Here is a 17,036-nt window from a genome sequence, read left to right as displayed (position 1 = left end):
ATGTTAATGATCGTCAAGGGTCGGTGGCTCCGCTAAGCTTCCCGAACAACCACAAGAAGACCTGCCATGCCCCGCGCCACGCCGCAGCTGTTGCCCATTCCCAACATCCATATCGGCGAGGTCTACGATCAGCGCTACGCCGACGCCGAGGTGCATTACGACGCCCTGGGTAACCTCGCCGAGTTCTTTGGCCGCAACATGCGCGCCCATCGCCACGACCGTTTCTTCCAGGTGCACTACGTCGCCAGTGGGCGGGTGCGGGTCTTTCTCGATGACCAGCATTACGAGGAGGAGGGACCGCTGTTCTTCCTGACGCCGCCGCCGGTGCCCCATGCCTTCACCACGGAAGAAGGTAGCGACGGCCATGTGCTCACGGTGCGTCAGCAACTGGTCTGGACGCTGCTGGACGAGGCGCCCGAGCTGTCGCCGGGGACGCCGTTCCAGCCGCTGTGCGTGCCCCTGGGTGACCTGACCGGCCTCGATCGCGAGGAGGCCGACCGCCTGGCCGCGCTGTTCGAGCTCTTGCGGCTGGAGACCCAGGCGCTGCGCCCGGCCCAGCCGAGCAGCCTGAGAGCCCTGGCGCGGCTGTTGTTCATCAGCCTGTTGCGCCTGGCGCCCCGCTCGCGCGCTGCCCAATCCGTTCGTCATGAAGACCTCCTGGTCTTTCGTCGTTTCAACGAGCTCATCGAAGCCCACTACACCGAGCATTGGTCGCTGCCGCGCTATGCCGAGCGACTCGGGGTGACCGAGGCGCGCCTCAACGACAGCTGCCGCCGCATCGGCGGCTTGCCGTCCAAGCGGCTGATCCATGACCGGTTGATGCAGGAGGCCAAGCGCCTGCTGGTGTTCACCGGCGCCTCGGCCAACGAGATCTGCTACGGCCTCGGCTTCAAGGACCCGGCCTACTTCAGTCGCTTCTTCCTCCGCCAGGCCGGGGCCACTCCGGGCGACTATCGCCAGCGGCATCGCGCGGCGGTAGCGGACGGCCGGCGTTCTTGCTAGGCCGCCGACACCGGCTGCAACTGGTGGAAGTGGCGGCCGAAGTAGACGAGGCCGGTGCAATGTTCACGGGTGGCGATCTCGTCGAGTTCCACCAGGAACACCGAGTGGGTGCCCACCTCCTGGGTCTCGACGATGCGGCCCTGCAGGCTGGCCAGGGCATCCTCCAGCAGCGGCAGCCCCTGGGCGCTCTGGCCCCAGGCATGCCGGGCGAAGCGTTCGTCCATGTCCACCCCGGTCATGCCGGCGAAGTGGCGCGCCACCTCTTCGTGCTCGCCGGCCAGGACGTTGACACACAGCCGCGCATTGGTCTTGAACACGGCATTCATGGCACTGCTGCGGTTGACGCAGACCAGCAGGGTGGGTGGGCTGTCGGTGACCGAGCAGACCGCCGTGGCGGTGATGCCGCAGCGCCCTCCTGGACCATCTGTAGTGATGACGTTGACCGCAGCGGACAGCGCCGCCATGGCGTTGCGAAAGGCCTGTTGCACGGGGGTGAGCGCGTTCATGGGCGAGCTCCTCACTGACGGATGCGATCGAGCATGTTGATGTCGTCGGGATTGGTGAGATGCGGCACGGTCCAGCCGTCGAGGTCGTAGTCGGCCATGCAGCGCTCCACCAGGTCGGTCATCTGCTTCATCGCCCCGGTGCCCTGGGCGTGGCGCAGCGCCTGCATGCGGATCTCGTCCTGGCTGCCGGCGTAGTTGATCTCGTACAGCTCGTGACGCCCGCCGAATTCGGTGCCGATGGCATCCCACAGCAGCTTGAGGATCTTGATGCGTTCCTGGTGATCCATGCCGGCCGAGCCGCGGCAGTAGGTGGCGAGATACTTGTCCAGCATCGGGTCCTTGAGGTCCCGCGAGCCGCTGGGCAGATAGATCAGGCCGCTGGCTACCACCTGCTCGATGACCTTCTTGATCTCCGGATAGGCCTGGGGCGCGAGCACCCGATAAGCCTGCAGGGCTTGGGCGCTGGGCAGCCAGGCACCGCTCTTCCACTCGCTGGCGTTGCCGTGCATGGCGTCGGTCAGCGACCAGAACAGGTTGCGCCAGGCGACCACCTCGCCCATGGCGGCCTGGACGCCGCGGAATTCCAGGGAGCCGGTGCATTGCAGGGCCTTGAACAGGGCGCCGGTGATGAAGTCCAGCTTGACCGCCAGCCGAGTGCAGCCCTGCATGGGGAACAGCCGACCGAACCCCCCCTGGGGGAACCACTGGCGGCAGCGCTCGAAGTCGCGGTAGATCAGCACGTTCTCCCAGGGGATGAACACCCGGTCCATGATCAGGATGGCGTCGTTCTCGTCGAAGCGGCTGGACAGTGGATAGTCGAAGGGTGCGCCGGTCATGCCGGCCACCAGCTCGTAGGAGGGCCGGCAGATCAGCTTCATGCCGGAGGTGTTCATCGGGGCGATGAACATCAGCGCGAAGTCGGTGTTGTCGCCCAGCAACTGCGCCGAGCCCTGGCCGACGAAGTTGTAGTGGGTGAGGGCGGAGTTGGTGGCCACCACCTTGGCGCCGCTGACGATGATGCCGCCCTCGACTTCCTCGTCCACCGAGATGAACACGTCCTTGACCTGATCCACCGGCTTGTCGCGGTCGATGGGCGGATTGACGATGGCGTGGTTGAGATAGAGGCAGGATTCCTGGATGCGCTGGTACCAGGTACGGGCATTCTGCTCGAAGCGCCCGTAGAACTCCGGGTTGGCACCCAGGGCGCTGCCGAAGGCGGCCTTGTAGTCCGGGGTGCGGCCCATCCAGCCGTAGGTCAGTCGCGACCATTCGGCGATGGCGTCGCGCTGCTCGCGCAGGTCGCTGGGGGAACGGGCGAAGCGAAAGAACTTGTGGGTGTAGCCGCCGTTGCCGGTATCGGTCTCCCAGCACAGCTTCTCCTTGGTGGCCGGGTCGTGCAGGGCGTCGTAGAGTTTGGCCATGGAGGCCGCGGCGTTGCGAAAGGCCGGGTGGGTGGTCACGTCCTTGACGCGATCGCCGTAGATGTAGATCTCGCGGTCGTCCCTGAGGCTGGCGAGGTATTCGGCGCCGGTCAGGGGACGATTGGCTTCGGCGCGATAGTCTTCGGGTTTCATGGCGGGCAGGACTCCGTCTCTTTGTTGTTGTGGGTTCGCTCCAGGCGACTGACCCCAGCATCGCCGGCCGCCTGCCGCGACTGAATGGCTTTTCCGCACCACGCCTTGTACTTTTCATAGCGGATGGGCGGCCAGGATTGGCCCTTGGGATCAAATCGATAATATGTTAACTATCTAGACCGCATGACGCTCTTGGGAGACCCGGCATGGACACAGGCACGGCTTCTGGCGATACCTTCGATGGCTGGCTGCACAGCCTGCACGGCGCCTGTGGCGCGCGCTTCCAGGCCGAGCGCGGCCTCGGCGGCGCGCTGTTCATCGGCCAGGTAAGGCCAGGTTGCCTGGCCGGACTGGAGCAGGTGCAGATTCGCACCAACGCTACCCGCATCGCGCGGCGCCTCCCCGCAGGCGCCCAGGATGGCGACCGCCATTGCTTCCTGGTGCTGCAGGGGAGCGGTCGCTCCCTCGTCCATCAGTTCGACCGTACCCTGGCCCTGGAGCCGGGCGACCTGGCGCTGGTCGACTCGGCGGCGGACTTCGAGGTCGAGCCCCAGGGGCTGATGGAACACCTGTCGCTGCACCTGCCGCGCCGCGAGGTGCTGGCCCATCTGACGGGCGACCAACTGACCTTTGGCAAGGTGGCGCGACATACCCTGAGTGGCCGAACGCTACTGTCCTTCTACCGGGAACTGCTGGCGATCGAGCGTGCCGTGCCGGTACGCGCGGACGAGCAGAGCGCACTGCAGGAAGTGATCCTGGCACTGCTCGGGCCGGCGCTGACCGCTGAGTCGGCGGCTAAGGGGCTGGCCCTGCAGCCAGCGGCCCTGCAACGCCGTGGCGCCGAAGCCTTCATCCTGGAGCGGCTGCACGAAGCCAGCCTGTCGCCGGCCCAGGTCGCCGAGGGCATCGGCGTGTCCCTGCGGCAGCTGTACCGGCTGTTCGCGGAAGATGCCATGGGCATCAGCGAGTGGATTCGCCATCGCCGCCTGGCGCGCTGCGCTGCCGACTTGCGCGATGGCAGTCAGGATCATCTCCCCATCACCGAGATCGCCTTTCGCTGGGGCTTCAGCGATGCGGCGCACTTCAGTCGTGCCTTCAAGCAACAATTTGGTATGGCGCCGCGAGACTATCGCGGCGCCCGCGTGCTGGTCGCCTAGTAGGCGATGCAGACCGACTTGAGTTCGGTGAAGGCTTCCACCGCGCCGCGGCCGAATTCGCGCCCTATGCCGGACTGCTTGTAGCCACCGAAAGGCAGGTTGGGGTCCACCGGGACGTGGCTGTTGACCCAGACCATGCCGGCCTCGATGCGCGGGATCAGGTCCAGGGTGCGGCTGAGGTCGTTGCTCCAGATGCTCGCGGTCAGGCCATAGCGGCTGGCGTTGATCTGCCGCAGGGCCTCGTCCAGATCATCGTAGGCCAGCACCGACAGTACCGGGCCGAACACCTCTTCCTGGGCCACGCTCATCTCGGCGTTCACCTCCAGCACCGTCGGTTGCACGAAGAAGCCGGGCAGGTCTGGCGCGGCGCCTCCCACAGTAACCTTCGCCCCTTGCTGCCGGGCCTGCTGCAGATGATCCAGCACGCTGCGCTGCTGCTTGCGCGAGACCAGCGGATTGATCTGGGCATTAGGATCCAGGCCCGCGCCCAGGGTCATGCCGCCCACGGCGGCGCTCAGGGCTTCGAGGAAGGCCGCGTGCAATCGGCGCGGCACGAAGAAGCGCGACGCCGCGGCGCAGACCTGCCCCTGGTTGAGCAGTCCACCCATGAGGGCGCCGCCCACGGCCTTCTCCAGGTCGGCGTCGTCCAGCAGCAGCATGGGATTCTTGCCGCCCAGTTCGAGGGAGAAGCGGGTCATGTTCTGCAGGGCGGCCATGCCCACCTGCTTGCCCACGGCGGTGGAGCCGGTAAAGGACACCTTGTTGACACCGGGGTGGGCGACCAGCGCCGCCCCCGCCTCGGCGCCGCGACCGATGAGGACGTTGAACACCCCCGCCGGTATCCCGGCCTCGATGGCCAGGGCCGCGACCCGCAGCACGGTCAACGGGGTCTCGTCGGCGGGCTTGATGATGATGGAATTGCCCGCCGCCAGGGCCGGCATGACCTTCCACAGGGCGATCATCAGCGGGAAATTCCACGGCACGATGCCGGCCACCACGCCTACGGCCTCGCGGCGGGTGTAGGCGTTGTAGCGGGCGCCAGCCGGTACCGGGATGGAGACGTCCAGGGTCTGGCCTTCCAGCTTGGTCGCCCAGCCCGCCATGTACCTCATGTATTCGACACTGCCGCCGACCTCGATGGCGCGGGCGATATGGATGGACTTGCCCTGTTCCAGGGTCTCCAGCTGGGCCAGTTCCTCGCCGTGCTGCTCGACCAGGTCGGCGAACCTGAGCAGGGTGCGCTCGCGATCGGCCGGCCGCAGGCGACTCCAGCTGCCGCTGTCGAAGGCCGCCCGGGCCGCGGCTACGCAGCGGTCCACGGTGGCGCCATCGGCCAGATGGGTGCGGGAGATGGGTTGGGCGGTGGCCGGGTCGAGCACCTCGAATAGGTCGTTTGCGCCGGTGACGGTCTGGCCGTCGATGAAGCTGCCATGGACCTGATCGAGAAAGGCCGTGACGCGGTCGAGCGGAGCGAGGAGGGCAGTGGTAGGCATGGCAAGGTCCTTGTAGTTGTCATTGTGCCGGTCGAGCGGCGATGGGGCAGCTTAGGCAGGCCGGCTCGGCGTGGGCTTGCCTCTGACTGCCGCCTGCCTTGACGCGCTCTGCCAGCGACAGGTGTGTGGATCAGGGGGCCGGTCGTACCTCCGCCAGACCGGCGCCGCCATCCACCACCAGGGTCTGGCCGGTGATGTAGCGTGCGGCATCGGAGGCCAGGAAGAGCATGGCGGCAGCGATGTCCTGCGGCTCGCCCAGGCGCCCGAGCGGGACGCCGCTCGCGATATGGGCGGCATTGGCGTCGTCCCCCAGGTTGTCCAGCGCCGGCGTCCGGATCATCCCGGGTTCCACGCCGTTGACGCGGATCTGGTCCGCCGCCAGTTCCAGGGCCGCCGCGCGGATGAAGCCGTTCACCCCGGCCTTGGAGGCGGCGTAGTGGGCGAGACCGGGATAGGCGAAGCGCGGGCCGGTCACCGAGGAGGTGATCAGCAGGCTGCCACCGCCCTGGCGCCGCATCAGCGGCGTGGCGGCCTGGGCCAGCCAGAAGCAGGCGGCGAGATTGACCGCCAGGGTGCGCTCCAGCAGCGCCGGGGTGATGGCGGCGAAATCGGTGAGGGGGAAGAAGGCCGCGTTGTGCACCACAACGTCCAGCCGGTCGAGACCGGCCAGCAGCGCCGCGGCGCTGTCCGGTACGGCGAGATCGGTGGCGCCGGCTGCCTCCACGGCCAGGCCCTGGGCGGTCAAGTCGGCGGCCAGGGCCGCCGCCGTCTGCGCCTGCAGATCGGCGATCCGGACCTGCGCGCCGGCCCGGGCGAAGCCCTCGACCAGCGCCCGACCGATGCCCTGGGCGCCGCCGGTGACCAGCACCTGGCGCTCGCGGAAATCGAAAAGGCTCATGTCAGGCGTCTCCCAGGCGGGTGAAGGCGAGGGTCGGCAGGTCGACGCAGGAGGCGCCGCCATCGGCCACCAGGAGGGTGCCGGTGACCATGGCGGCTTCCGCGGAGGCGAGAAAGGCGCAGACGCTGGCGATCTCCTCGGGCGCGGCAGGGCGACGCAGGGGGACGTCGGCGCAGACCCGGGCATAGGCGGCGTCCAGATCCTCGCCGTGGGCCTGCATCAGCGGCTGCATCTCGGCATCGGCCATGGGCGTACGTACCCAGCCCGGACAGACGGCGTTGGCACGCACCCCCAGGGGGCCGTAGTCCCGCGCCAGGGAGCGGGTCAGGCCGAGCAGGGCGTGCTTGGCCGTGGTGTAGCCGCATACCTCGGGGCCGGCGACCAGGGCCGCGATGGACGCCACCAGCACCAGGTTGCCGCGCCGCTCGATGAGCGCTGGCAGACAGGCCCGGGCGCTGAAGAAGGCGCTGTCGAGGTTGCTGCGCAGCGCGACCGCCCAATTTTCCGGGGAGGTATCGATGGCGCTGCCCAGGCCATGGCCGCCGGCGTTGGCGATCAATACGTCGATTCCGCCAAGCTGCCGCTGGATGTCGGCGGTCAGCCCGAGCCAGGCGTCGGGATCGGCGGCGTCACCGCTCAAGGCCAGCCCGCCGATCTCGCCCGCCAGGCGCTCCAGGGGTTCGCGGCGCCGACCGATCAGCACCACCCGATCGCCCTGGCTGGCGAAGCGCCGGGCGCAGGCGGCGCCGATGCCGGTACCGGCACCGGTGATGACCACCACCCGGCCGCTCATGCCGGGTACTCGGTGCGGTTGAGCACCTGGCAATGGGACGCGACCGGGAAGTTGCTCCAGGCCTGGCAGTCGGCATCGCTATAGCCCCAGATCTTGCCATCACTACGGTGCTGGTCGAGGTCGATCAGCAGCACGCCGAGGGTGGGTACGATCTTCTCGCGCCAGACGAACAGATAGAGGTGCTCGGCGATGCGGTAGTAGTGGCAGCGATCGGTGTCGGTCAGGCCGCCTTCCACGCCCTGCAGGCATTGCCAGGTATAGAAGTTCTCGTTGAGATAAAGGTGTTCATAGACCTCGGTCGGGCTGTAGCGATAGAGATTGCGCAGCCCGACCAGCTCCCGGGTCGGCGCGTGCGGGCAGGCACCGTCCTGCCAGGGTCGATCCAGGCTGCCGTGCAGAATCTCCACCTCGACGCCGGTCAGCGACTGACCCGCCAGGGCCCGGGCATAGAGGCCTTCACGGGTGGCGGCGAGGGTAGGTAGCCGACCGAGCACAGCGGTGAAGGCCTGGTTGGGCAGGTCCAGCACCAGGGTCACCGACCAGTCCTGGTCGTTCTCGCGCTTGATGAAGTCCACCAGAAAGACCTCTGGCCTCAGGGTGGTGGCCCGATAGCTGGCCTCGCCGCCGCCGTTCTCCAGGTGCCATTCCAGGCGCTCCGCGGTGAAGCGATGTTCGATGCGCCAGCCGTTGGCGAAATGCAGGGTGAGGTGGCGGCCTTGCAGCGCGGCGTTGGCCGGCAACACGAAGCCCTCGGGAGCGAAGCCATCGGCCAGGGCGCCTACGGTGATCCAGTCGGACGTTGAACTCATGATGCGACTCCAGTGCAGGAAGGGAGTCGTCATGTTCAGCGGTGCCCGGCGCCTTGCCCATCAACCGGATGGTTGAGGCGGGCGCCGCTCAGAGAAAGAGCGCCGTGACCAGTTCGGTGCGATTGGCTACTCCCACCTTGCGGTAGAGATTGATGAGGTGGGTCTTCACCGTGGGCAGGCCGATCCCCAGCAACTGCGCCAGGCGCTTGTTGCCGTGGCCGGCGCGCAACAGCTGGGCGAGTTCGCGCTCGCGGGGGGTGAGGGCGGTCAGGCCCACGGAGGCAGAGTGGGTAGCGAGACGGGGCAGCGCCAGTGCGAGCATGGCCTGCAGACCCTGCAGCCGTTCGAGCTCCCCGGCACTGAAGGCGCCTTCGGCCTCCCGCCGCAGCAGGGATAGCCCCAGCACCGCCTGCCCGGCCTGGCGGGCGAAGATCTCCACCACATCGCAGATGCCGTGGCGGGCGAGAAAGCCGGCATAGCGTTCGCGGCTGCTCGCCGCCTGGGCCGCCTGGCCGAGGCGCAAGGGAACGAGATCGGTAGCGAGGTTCTGGCAGTGGCGCGGATGCAGCGGATCGCTGCCCTGATAGCGCTCCAGGTAGCTCTGGTGCATGGGCGTGGCGAGCCCCAGCAGCTGGAAATCCGCCGGGCGCGCCTGGTGGTCGATGCGATAGAGCGCCGCCAGGGAGGCGCCGCCCGCCCTGGCACAGGCCAGCAGACATTGCCGGGCCAGGGCGTCGCCCATGGTCAGGCCACGGCGTGGTAGTGCTTGACGAAGCTGTCGCTGAGGATCTCCCAGCGCACCGGGGTGCCCTTTTCCACGTACCAGGTATCGCCCACGCCGAAGCGGGTGGTCTCGCCGGTGGATTCGTCCGTCAGCAGCACCTCGCCGGTGACCACCGTGGCCTGTTCGTTGAAGGGATAGGTCATGCGAAAGGTGCTCTTGCTGACACCGAAATAGGCCGCGCTGACGGCGTCGGTGGGCGCACCGGCGGTCATCTTGCCGTAGGCCTTGCCGTCGCCGGCAAGAAGCTCCGAGCCGAGATCGGCCACGATGCCCCAGGGATCGAGCTGGTCGAGGGTGATGTGGCGGGTGATGGGATGCAGCGACATGGTGGACTCCTGTTGGGAAAAAGGGTTAGCGACGACCGTTCCAGTAGCCGGACACCTGGTGCCAGGTCTTGCCGCCGGTGAGGAGCAGTGGCCCGAAGACATCCTTGCCGGTGACCTCGATGCGCCGGATGGAGCTGATCAGGTCATAGCGCGCCGAGCCTTCGCTCATGCCCTCGGCCAGCACCTTGCAGATGATGTGGCTGGGGGTGACGCCGAAGCCCGAGTAACCCTGGACGAAGAAGGCGTTGGGCCGGCCGGGCAGGGTGCCGATCTGCGGAAACAGATTGGGACTCACCGCCATGGGGCCCCCCCAGGCCAGATCGATCTTCACCTCGGCGAGGTAGGGGAAGATCTTCAGCATGAGCTTGCGATTCCAGGCCTTGAGATCCTTGGGGATATGCTCGACCAGGGAGGTGGCCGAGCCGAACAGCAAGCGGTTCTCGTTGGTCACCCGGTAGTAGTCGATCACCGGACGGATGTCGCTGTAGGCCCCGCGAATCGGGCTGATGCGCTGGATGAGCTCATCCGCCAGGGGTTCGGTGACGATCTGGAAGGCGTAGGTGTTGATGGTGGTGCGGTGCAGCTCGGGTTCCAGCTTGTTGAGGAAGCTGTCGCAGGCCCAGAGCAGCTTGCTGGCCGTGACGGTGCCGCGGCCGGTGCGCACCTTGATGCGCTCGCCGTAGCTGACGTCCAGCACCGGGCTGAATTCGAAGATGCGCACCCCCAGGCTGGCGGCCGCCTTGGCTTCGCCCAGCAGCAGGTTCAGCGAATGCACATGGCCGCCGCCGCGATGCAGGAGGGCGCAGCTGTAGGCGTCCGAGCCGATGATCTCGCGCACCTCGCGGCCGGCCAGGAAGCGGATCTCGTGCGGAGTGCCGGTGGACTTGAATTCCTTCTCCCAGGTGCGCAGGGTCTTTTCCTGCCTGGCGTTGAAGCCCATGTAACCGTAGCCATGACAGAAGTCGGCGTCGATGTCGTAGCGGGCGATGCGCGCCTTGATGATGTCGGCGCCAAGGTCGCTGATCTCGAAGATCTGCCGCAGGCCGTCTTCGCCCACATCCTTCTTGATCTTCTCCAGGTCGTGACCGATGCCGGCCATGATCTGGCCGCCGTTGCGACCGGTACCGCCAAAGCCGAGGTGGCGGGCTTCCAGCACCACGATGTTGGTGATGCCCTTTTCGGCCAGCTCCAGCGCGGTGTTGATCCCGGAGAAGCCCCCGCCGATGACGACGACGTCGGCTTCGATATCGTCCGCCAGCGAAGGAAAGCTCAGGTCGTATTTCTTGGTGGCCGTGTAGTAGGTCGGGGTTTCGAGAGTGATCATCTGCGCGTGCCGTACTGCCAGACTGGAAGGGGAGATGCCGGGGCATCCGCTCATGGCGCTATTAAGGCAACAACCCCTGGCGAAGCTATTGTCTTTGCCTGCCAGCGCTTTTGATCCTGGCTGCCGGCGCCGCTCCCGCGCGAATCCCGGCGGCGATCGTCCACGGCGCCTGCCCGGTCCGCCGCCCTTGGCAGCGAGAGGCAACTGCGCTGGCACGCCTGGGCAAGGCCGCCGCCCGAGGCCTTCTTTAAGCTGGGATTCGCGGCGTCCCCGACGAAGACGCCCCCGACAATTCATAGCACCCGTCCGGGTAACCGGACCTTGCCCTGCCTAGAGCAATAACAACCAGAGGGCTTCTGACATGACCTTGCAGCAACGTTTGTCCCAGCACCTGCACCAGGGGGTGGTCGGTTTTCCGACCGCGCTCGCCAGCGCCGTCGGCCTGATCATGGCCAGCCCGGTGATCCTTACGGCCACCACCGGCTTCGGCCTGGGCGGCGGGCTGTTCGCTCTGGCCATGGGTATCGCCCTGGTCATGATGCTGGCGCAATCCACCAGCTTCGCCGAAGCCGCCTGCCTGTTGCCCACCAACGGCTCGGTCTACGACTACCTGGCCTGCGGCCTGGGTCGCTTCTTCGCCATCACCGGCACGCTGTCCGCCTACCTGATCGTGCATGTCTTCGCGGGCACGGCGGAAACCATCCTCAGCGGCACCATGGCGCTGGTCAATTTCGAATCCCTGAATGTCCTGACCGAACCGGGTGGCCAGGCCTGGCTGGTCGGGGTCGGCCTGGTGCTGGGCTTCGCCGTGCTCAACGTGCTGGGCGTGACGGTGTTCGGCAAGGCCGAGGTCATCCTGACCTTCGGCATGTGGACCACCTTGATGATCTTTGGCATCGCCGGTCTGCTCAAGGCGCCCGCGGTGGCCCTGGACGGCCCCTTCGGCGCCTCCCTGGTGGGCGATGACCTCACCACGCTGCTGTCGCTGATCGGCATGGCGATGTTCATGTTCGTCGGTTGCGAATTCGTCACGCCCCTGGCGCCCGAGGTACGCAATGCCGCGCGGACCCTGCCACGCGCCATGCTGCTCGGGCTGCTGGGCGTGGCCGGCTGCATGTTCATCTATGGCGCCGCCATGCGCCGACAGGTGGAGAATGTCCTGATCGATCCGGCGGCCAATGTCCACCTGCTGGATACGCCCATGGCCATTCCCCACTTCGCCGAGCAGGTGATGGGGCCTTTCGGCCGGATCTGGCTGGGCATCGGCCTGCTGTTCGCCGGGGCGGCCACCATCAATACCCTGATGGCGGGCGTGCCGCGCATCCTCTATGGCATGGCGGTGGATGGCGCCTTGCCACGCGTCTTCACCTACCTGCATCCGCGCTTCAAGACACCGGTGGTGTGCATCGCCGTGGTCGCCGCCATTCCCTGCCTCCACGCCTGGTGGCTGGGCGGCAACGCGGACCGGATCGTGCCGCTGATCCTCGCCGCGGTCTGCGCCTGGAGTACCGCCTACCTGCTGGTCAATCTGTCGGTAGTGCTGCTGCGCCTGCGCCGGCCCGACCTGCCGCGCGCCTATCGCTCACCGCTGTTCCCGCTGCCGCAGATCATCGCCAGTGCCGGCCTGCTGCTGGGCATGTATTTCATCACCCCACCCGGCATGAACGCGGCGGACATCTATCGTCCCTTCGGCGCCATGCTCGGCCTGACGGCCGCCTTCGCGCTGTTCTGGACGTTGGTGGTCCAGCGCGTCCACCCGTTCCGCCCGGTGCCGGTGGAAGAGGCGCTGGAAAAGGAGTTCAACCGCAAGGTCGGCCTGCAGTTGCCCGCCATCGAGCCCGTGCTGCGCGGCGCGGTCTGAGATGTGGTCGCTCTGGAAGCAGCCGGCGGGCTATCGCCCCGGCGCGACGCTGGCGCGCCTGGTGCGAGATCTGCCGGGTCTGCAGGTGACGGCACTGGCCGTCGACCACCTGCAGGTCGGTCAGGAGGGCCAGGGCTGGACCTTCGAAATCCGGGAGCGGCCCCAGGCGCTGTTTCTCATGCACCTGGTGACCTGTCGCTTCCAGTGGCAGCGGCCAACCTGTGCCGGCACGCCGGTGCGTATCCGGCTGCGGCACAGCGGCTGGTGGCGGCGCACGGGGCTGGCCTTCCGGATCCTCGCAGGGCGCGATCCTGCGCTGGAGCGTTGGTGCGCCGACCTGGTGCGGGATCCGGCGCTGATCGAGGCGCTGCAGGTGCTGGATTTCCGGGAGCTGGAGCTGGAACGCCGGCAAGGGCAGTGGCGCCTCGTGCTGGAGCCCTATGCGGCCAGCGAGGTGGTCAGCCGCTTTCCGGCCTATCGCCGCTACCTGCGGCTACCGCCGGACCAGGCCCAGGCCGCCTTGCAGGTTCTCGCGCGCCTGCAGGCCTGGATCGCCCCCGAGGTGGCGCCGCACTGAGTGCCGAAAACGGCTAGTGCGCCGGTGTGCTTATTGCGTGCCGAACAGTCAGGTTACCGCGGATAACGCCGGGACCTCAGGCAACCCGAGCGCACCCTGAACAGAGGAGATCGACATGACCCAACAGGCCCTGATGCAGGATTTCGCCAACTGGACCCAGGCCCTGCGGTCGGTATGCGGCCGCTTCCAATCCTGGCTGGCGCCCGAGCACTCGCTGTTCATCGGCGAGATCCTGCACCATGACATCGGTGGCTTCGCATACACCACCATCAGCACCAATGCCGGGCGTATCGCCTGCGAGCGTCCGCCGGGTGATCAGGTGGATGACCGCACCTGCTTTCTCATCGTTCAGGAGGCGGGGCACTCGGTGCTGCGCCACCAGGGCGAAGCGGTGGAGTTGCGCCCTGGCGACATGGCGCTGATGTGCCCTGAATTCGATTGCGACATCCTGCCCTGCGGACTGATCCGCCATACCTCCTTCCACCTGGATCGTCAGGCGCTCGGACGGCGGCTGGCCGGCGGTGATCCGCGCTTCGGCAAATTACCGACCGCGGGTCTGACCACCCTGCTGCTGCGCTCCCTGGTCAGCCAGGTCACCCATCTCGATGCGCAAGCCGCTACCCCGGAAGAGGGCGCGGCGTTGAGCGAAGCCCTGCACGCGCTGCTGATTCCAGCGCTCGATCAGCGGCATGATCTGCCACTGGAGAGCGGCGAACACCAGGCGCTGACCGGCCTCAAGCGCAACGCCCTGGCCCTGATCGACGCCTCGCTGGGGCAGCCGCTGCTGTCACCCAACTGGCTGGCCCAGGAGCTGGGCGTCTCGGTGCGCAATCTCTATAGGGCCTTCGAGGACGGCGACAGCATCTGCCAGTCCATCATGCGCGCCCGCCTGGAGCGCAGCGCCGCCGACCTCAGCAGCCCCATGCTCCAGCGCGCCTCCATCACCGAAATCGCCTACCGCTGGGGCTTCACCGATTCGGCCCATTTCAGCCGTGCCTTTCGCAAGCGATTCGCCTGCACGCCGAAGGATTATCGGCGGCAGACGTTAGCGGGATGACTACGCGCGACCGAAAGGCGGCAGCTAGGCATGGATCACGGATACTGCGGCGCTCAGCGCCCCGAGCGCCTCGTCGTCAGGCGCCGCATCCGTCACCAGGGTGCTGACATCGGCCAGCGGGATGATGCCGTAGGGCGAGGCCGCGCCGAGTTTTTCCCGCGTTGCCAGCACAAAGGTCTCCGCCGCTTGACGGCTGATGATGCGCTTGATCGCGGCTTCCTCGGCATTGCCGGTGGTGGCGCCCGTCTCGGGATGCAGCCCGGTCACGCCCATGAAGTAGCTGTCGACTCGTACCCGAGCGATGGCCTCCGCACAGGCTGTGCCAAGGGTCACGATGGAATGCTTGAACAGGCGGCCACCGATGAGTTCGACCTCGATCAGCGGATGCTCGACCAGCTCTACCGCGATGTTCGGGCTATGGGTGACCACGGTGATCTCAAGCTCCTTGGGCAGGTGGCGGACGAGTTGGACATTGGTCGTGCCGCCATCGATAAAGATGATCTGTCCCGGTTGGATCAGGCGGATGCCCGCCTGGCCGAGCGTTACCTTACTGGCCATGGACGCCTCTTCGCGCCTGGCGTAGTCCGCGACGGCAGCCGAAGCCGGCAAGGCGCCGCCATGCACGCGTTGCAGCACGCCTTCCGCTGCCAGCTCCCGCAGATCACGGCGAATGGTGTCTTCCGAGACCCCCAATTGCTGGCTGAAGGTCTTGGCCACCAGCCGGCCTTCCCGGCGCAGCACCTGCTGGATAAGCGCCTTGCGTTCACGGGTCAGCATCGGGGACTCCTGCACGAAAATTCTTGATGTTGCACGAAACTGCACGAAACTGCACGAATTCTAGCGCGAAGCCCTAGAGTGGTAAATACCGCTCGCCAACCCAGAGGATCGCCTATGAGCATCGCCCCGCGTATTCGTGTCGAAGAGGTCAAGGTGTTGTCTGACGACTGGTTCATCCTGAAGAAGACCACCTTCGCCTTCCTGCGCAGTGACGGCACCTGGCAGCGGCAATCGCGAGAGACCTACGATCGCGGCAATGGCGCGACTATCCTGCTCTACGATCCCCGGCGGCGCACCGTGGTGCTGACGCGCCAGCTGCGCTATCCGGCTTTCGTCAATGGGCACGACGACCTGCTGATCGAGGCGCCCGCCGGCCTGCTCGACGCCGCCGAACCCGAGGTGCGAATCCGCGCCGAGGTCGAGGAGGAGACGGGCTTTCAGGTACGGGAAGTGCGGCAGGTGTTCGATGCCTTCATGAGTCCCGGTTCGGTGACCGAGCGGCTGCATTTCTTCGTCGGCGAGTACGCCCCGGGCGATCGCAAGTCGGCCGGGGGTGGCAATGCCGCGGAAGGCGAGGACATCGCCGTGCTCGAGGTCGACCTGGACGAGGCGCTGGCGATGATCGATGCCGGGACCATTCGCGACGGCAAGACCATCATGCTCCTGCAGTACGCGGCCCTGAAACTCATACCACACCTGGCGGTCAGCTGATCTCCAAGGCTGACGACCAGGGCTCCAGCGGCCTGTCTCGGATCCCGGAGACGCGGCTTCCGGCGCTGGCCGCCTGGCGGCTAGGACGACGCGCCGGGCCTCAGGAGGGGCAGTACATGGGCGACGTAGTCGGCCTTGCCCAGCTCGACGCCTTGCGCGCGGAGGATGGCGTAGGCGGTCATCACGTGAAAGTAGAACTGCGGCAGCGCCCAGTCGCGGACGTACTGTTCGGCGGTGAAATCGAAGACCAGCCCCTGGGGCAGTTCGTGGGCGATGGGTTCTCCCTCCGCGACGGCAGACCCTTGGGCCGAGAGGGCCTGTACCCGCTCCAGGGTTTCGCGGATGCAGGTCTGTGCCTGGGCCAGCGTGCCCGGCTGTTCGGCCGCGTTGCGCCCTTCGTCGAGCAGAACCTTCAACTCGGGTGGAAAGCTCTGGCCGTACAGGCGCAGCAGGCCTTCCTGGGCCTGGACGCAGGCGAAGCGGACCTGGGTGGCGAGGGGAAACATGTCAGGCGCCAGGCGGGCGACCAGTAGCGCCTCGGTCGCACCGTCCGACCGCTGGGCTTCGGCCTTGGTAAGCCAGGCCGAGAGAGCGCCCAGCAGGTTGGTGTAGGTGGGGACGAGGATATCGGCGAAGGTCATGGCGGGTCCTTGATGGGGGCTGGAGGCAGTGCCGGGCAGCCCTAGTAGAGCGTGCTGGCGATGCGCTGCGGCAGGGCCTGGTCGTAGGCGTCGCCGTCCACCTGGGTCGGGCAGAGCTGCTTGAGGATGGTGCCGGGAGAAGGCAGCGCGCTGCGCGCCAGGTGCCTGGCAGGATCCCACAGGCCGGCCCGGATCACCGCGCGGCTGCACTGGAAGTAGACGCTGGTGACCCTGATTTCCAGCACCGTTCGCGGGCGCTGGCCCTTGACCTCGAAGCGGGCCAGCAAGGTCGGATCGACCGCTATGCGGGCGGTGCCGTTGACGCGCAGGGTTTCGCCGATACCAGGGATCAGGAACAGCAGCGCTACCCGGGGATCCTGGAGGATATTACGCAGCGTATCCAGGCGGTTGTTGCCCCGGCGGTCCGGCAGGTAGAGCGTCCTGGCGTCCTCGACCTGCACGAAGCCCGGCGCATCGCCGCGGGGAGAGGCATCGAGCCCTTGAGATCCTGACGAGGCCAGGACCACGAAGGATGCCGCCTCGATGAAGGGCTGGTACGCGGGGTGGATATGATCGATTTCCTTGAGGATCGAGGGTGCCGCGACCTCACCGTAGAGGCTTTCCAGCGACTCCAGGGTGGTGAGGTAGTCCTGTTGCTGATTGTCCTGCTCCATGCGTGACTCCTGGCTTGTGGTGCTCTGCGCGCCTTGGCTAACGCGTGGCTCTTCTGGTGCCAAGCCTTCGCG

18 protein-coding genes are annotated in these 17,036 nt (G+C 67.0%); 6 read left to right on the top strand and 12 right to left on the bottom strand.

Annotated elements, in window-relative coordinates; translation table 11 throughout:
- Window positions 1-66 precede the first annotated feature (66 nt).
- On the top strand, window positions 67-1,002 hold the full coding sequence (hpaA, locus tag BMZ43_RS07875; RefSeq protein ID WP_093252140.1) for a 4-hydroxyphenylacetate catabolism regulatory protein HpaA: 936 nt from the start codon (window positions 67-69) through the stop codon (window positions 1,000-1,002).
- Here hpaA and hpaC read toward each other — a convergent pair.
- Window positions 999-1,508, bottom strand: coding sequence for a 4-hydroxyphenylacetate 3-monooxygenase, reductase component (hpaC, locus tag BMZ43_RS07870; RefSeq protein ID WP_093252137.1), 510 nt, complete (start codon window positions 1,506-1,508; stop codon window positions 999-1,001). The two genes, hpaA and hpaC, sit on opposite strands and share 4 nt — an antisense overlap.
- 11 nt (window positions 1,509-1,519) lie before the next feature.
- On the bottom strand, window positions 1,520-3,082 hold the full coding sequence (gene hpaB / locus BMZ43_RS07865; protein WP_093252133.1) for a 4-hydroxyphenylacetate 3-monooxygenase, oxygenase component: 1,563 nt from the start codon (window positions 3,080-3,082) through the stop codon (window positions 1,520-1,522).
- Window positions 3,083-3,288: 206 nt separating this feature from the next.
- Here hpaB and feaR (BMZ43_RS07860) point away from each other — a divergent pair, with 206 nt between their 5' ends.
- A complete protein-coding gene (gene feaR, locus BMZ43_RS07860) occupies window positions 3,289-4,239 on the top strand; it encodes a transcriptional regulator FeaR (protein WP_093252129.1) in 951 nt (316 codons plus the stop codon).
- On the opposite strand, the gene BMZ43_RS07855 is transcribed toward feaR (BMZ43_RS07860), so the two are convergent.
- The 7 genes from BMZ43_RS07855 to BMZ43_RS07825 all read right to left on the bottom strand — a co-directional run bounded on the left by BMZ43_RS07855 (window position 4,236) and on the right by BMZ43_RS07825 (window position 10,666).
- Complete coding sequence (locus BMZ43_RS07855; protein WP_093252126.1) at window positions 4,236-5,732, bottom strand: aldehyde dehydrogenase family protein; 1,497 nt, start codon at window positions 5,730-5,732, stop codon at window positions 4,236-4,238. The genes feaR (BMZ43_RS07860) and BMZ43_RS07855 overlap by 4 nt on opposite strands.
- 130 nt (window positions 5,733-5,862) lie before the next feature.
- Window positions 5,863-6,630, bottom strand: a complete 768-nt coding sequence (locus BMZ43_RS07850; RefSeq protein ID WP_093252122.1) for an SDR family oxidoreductase — start codon at window positions 6,628-6,630, stop codon at window positions 5,863-5,865.
- A 1-nt stretch (window position 6,631) separates the two neighbouring features.
- Window positions 6,632-7,423: an SDR family NAD(P)-dependent oxidoreductase gene (locus tag BMZ43_RS07845; protein WP_093252118.1), complete on the bottom strand. Its 792-nt coding sequence runs from the start codon at window positions 7,421-7,423 to the stop codon at window positions 6,632-6,634.
- Window positions 7,420-8,232, bottom strand: coding sequence for a molybdenum cofactor biosynthesis F family protein (locus BMZ43_RS07840; RefSeq protein ID WP_093252110.1), 813 nt, complete (start codon window positions 8,230-8,232; stop codon window positions 7,420-7,422). The genes BMZ43_RS07845 and BMZ43_RS07840 overlap by 4 nt, the downstream gene beginning before the upstream one ends.
- 88 nt (window positions 8,233-8,320) lie before the next feature.
- Window positions 8,321-8,974: a helix-turn-helix transcriptional regulator gene (locus BMZ43_RS07835; protein WP_093252105.1), complete on the bottom strand. Its 654-nt coding sequence runs from the start codon at window positions 8,972-8,974 to the stop codon at window positions 8,321-8,323.
- A gap of 2 nt (window positions 8,975-8,976) precedes the next feature.
- Window positions 8,977-9,342, bottom strand: coding sequence for a cupin domain-containing protein (locus tag BMZ43_RS07830; protein ID WP_093252091.1), 366 nt, complete (start codon window positions 9,340-9,342; stop codon window positions 8,977-8,979).
- A 25-nt stretch (window positions 9,343-9,367) separates the two neighbouring features.
- On the bottom strand, window positions 9,368-10,666 hold the full coding sequence (locus tag BMZ43_RS07825) for an NAD(P)/FAD-dependent oxidoreductase (RefSeq protein ID WP_093252086.1): 1,299 nt from the start codon (window positions 10,664-10,666) through the stop codon (window positions 9,368-9,370).
- A gap of 361 nt (window positions 10,667-11,027) precedes the next feature.
- Here BMZ43_RS07825 and BMZ43_RS07820 point away from each other — a divergent pair, with 361 nt between their 5' ends.
- The 3 genes from BMZ43_RS07820 to feaR (BMZ43_RS07810) all read left to right on the top strand — a co-directional run bounded on the left by BMZ43_RS07820 (window position 11,028) and on the right by feaR (BMZ43_RS07810) (window position 14,161).
- A complete protein-coding gene (locus BMZ43_RS07820) occupies window positions 11,028-12,527 on the top strand; it encodes an APC family permease (protein WP_093252072.1) in 1,500 nt (499 codons plus the stop codon).
- A gap of 1 nt (window position 12,528) precedes the next feature.
- Window positions 12,529-13,104 carry a DUF3156 family protein gene (locus BMZ43_RS07815; protein WP_093252069.1) on the top strand — a complete coding sequence of 192 codons (576 nt, stop codon included), beginning with the start codon at window positions 12,529-12,531 and terminating at the stop codon, window positions 13,102-13,104.
- Between the two features lie 115 nt (window positions 13,105-13,219).
- Complete coding sequence (gene feaR, locus BMZ43_RS07810; protein WP_017641352.1) at window positions 13,220-14,161, top strand: transcriptional regulator FeaR; 942 nt, start codon at window positions 13,220-13,222, stop codon at window positions 14,159-14,161.
- 24 nt (window positions 14,162-14,185) lie between these two features.
- On the opposite strand, the gene BMZ43_RS07805 is transcribed toward feaR (BMZ43_RS07810), so the two are convergent.
- Complete coding sequence (locus BMZ43_RS07805; RefSeq protein WP_064308543.1) at window positions 14,186-14,938, bottom strand: DeoR/GlpR family DNA-binding transcription regulator; 753 nt, start codon at window positions 14,936-14,938, stop codon at window positions 14,186-14,188.
- Window positions 14,939-15,052: 114 nt separating this feature from the next.
- On the opposite strand from BMZ43_RS07805, the gene BMZ43_RS07800 reads away from it, so the two are divergent.
- Window positions 15,053-15,649, top strand: a complete 597-nt coding sequence (locus BMZ43_RS07800; protein WP_017641350.1) for an NUDIX domain-containing protein — start codon at window positions 15,053-15,055, stop codon at window positions 15,647-15,649.
- Between the two features lie 80 nt (window positions 15,650-15,729).
- Here the strand turns inward: BMZ43_RS07800 and BMZ43_RS07795 are convergent, their stop codons facing one another.
- Both BMZ43_RS07795 and BMZ43_RS07790 read right to left on the bottom strand, forming a co-directional pair.
- Window positions 15,730-16,290 (bottom strand): DUF1993 domain-containing protein, encoded by a 561-nt coding sequence (locus tag BMZ43_RS07795; protein ID WP_017641349.1) that lies wholly within the window; start codon window positions 16,288-16,290, stop codon window positions 15,730-15,732.
- 41 nt (window positions 16,291-16,331) lie between these two features.
- Window positions 16,332-16,964: a pyridoxamine 5'-phosphate oxidase family protein gene (locus BMZ43_RS07790; protein WP_093252066.1), complete on the bottom strand. Its 633-nt coding sequence runs from the start codon at window positions 16,962-16,964 to the stop codon at window positions 16,332-16,334.
- Window positions 16,965-17,036 lie beyond the last annotated feature (72 nt).

Origin of the sequence: Pseudomonas sp. Snoq117.2 (assembly GCF_900110545.1) — a bacterium.
Classification (GTDB): Bacteria; Pseudomonadota; Gammaproteobacteria; order Pseudomonadales; family Pseudomonadaceae; genus Chryseomonas; species Chryseomonas benzopyrenica.
This window is presented reverse-complemented; position numbering and strand designations above follow the sequence as displayed.

Bases quoted from the DNA above. Each gene is read 5' to 3' on its own strand.
- hpaA (WP_093252140.1), top strand. From the start codon at position 67: ATGCCCCGCGCCACGCCGCAGCTGTTGCCCATTCCCAACATCCATATC.
- hpaC (WP_093252137.1), bottom strand. From the start codon at position 1,508: ATGAACGCGCTCACCCCCGTGCAACAGGCCTTTCGCAACGCCATGGCG.
- hpaB (WP_093252133.1), bottom strand. From the start codon at position 3,082: ATGAAACCCGAAGACTATCGCGCCGAAGCCAATCGTCCCCTGACCGGC.
- feaR (WP_093252129.1), top strand. From the start codon at position 3,289: ATGGACACAGGCACGGCTTCTGGCGATACCTTCGATGGCTGGCTGCAC.
- BMZ43_RS07855 (WP_093252126.1), bottom strand. From the start codon at position 5,732: ATGCCTACCACTGCCCTCCTCGCTCCGCTCGACCGCGTCACGGCCTTT.
- BMZ43_RS07850 (WP_093252122.1), bottom strand. From the start codon at position 6,630: ATGAGCCTTTTCGATTTCCGCGAGCGCCAGGTGCTGGTCACCGGCGGC.
- BMZ43_RS07845 (WP_093252118.1), bottom strand. From the start codon at position 7,423: ATGAGCGGCCGGGTGGTGGTCATCACCGGTGCCGGTACCGGCATCGGC.
- BMZ43_RS07840 (WP_093252110.1), bottom strand. From the start codon at position 8,232: ATGAGTTCAACGTCCGACTGGATCACCGTAGGCGCCCTGGCCGATGGC.
- BMZ43_RS07835 (WP_093252105.1), bottom strand. From the start codon at position 8,974: ATGGGCGACGCCCTGGCCCGGCAATGTCTGCTGGCCTGTGCCAGGGCG.
- BMZ43_RS07830 (WP_093252091.1), bottom strand. From the start codon at position 9,342: ATGTCGCTGCATCCCATCACCCGCCACATCACCCTCGACCAGCTCGAT.
- BMZ43_RS07825 (WP_093252086.1), bottom strand. From the start codon at position 10,666: ATGATCACTCTCGAAACCCCGACCTACTACACGGCCACCAAGAAATAC.
- BMZ43_RS07820 (WP_093252072.1), top strand. From the start codon at position 11,028: ATGACCTTGCAGCAACGTTTGTCCCAGCACCTGCACCAGGGGGTGGTC.
- BMZ43_RS07815 (WP_093252069.1), top strand. From the start codon at position 12,529: ATGTGGTCGCTCTGGAAGCAGCCGGCGGGCTATCGCCCCGGCGCGACG.
- feaR (WP_017641352.1), top strand. From the start codon at position 13,220: ATGACCCAACAGGCCCTGATGCAGGATTTCGCCAACTGGACCCAGGCC.
- BMZ43_RS07805 (WP_064308543.1), bottom strand. From the start codon at position 14,938: ATGCTGACCCGTGAACGCAAGGCGCTTATCCAGCAGGTGCTGCGCCGG.
- BMZ43_RS07800 (WP_017641350.1), top strand. From the start codon at position 15,053: ATGAGCATCGCCCCGCGTATTCGTGTCGAAGAGGTCAAGGTGTTGTCT.
- BMZ43_RS07795 (WP_017641349.1), bottom strand. From the start codon at position 16,290: ATGACCTTCGCCGATATCCTCGTCCCCACCTACACCAACCTGCTGGGC.
- BMZ43_RS07790 (WP_093252066.1), bottom strand. From the start codon at position 16,964: ATGGAGCAGGACAATCAGCAACAGGACTACCTCACCACCCTGGAGTCG.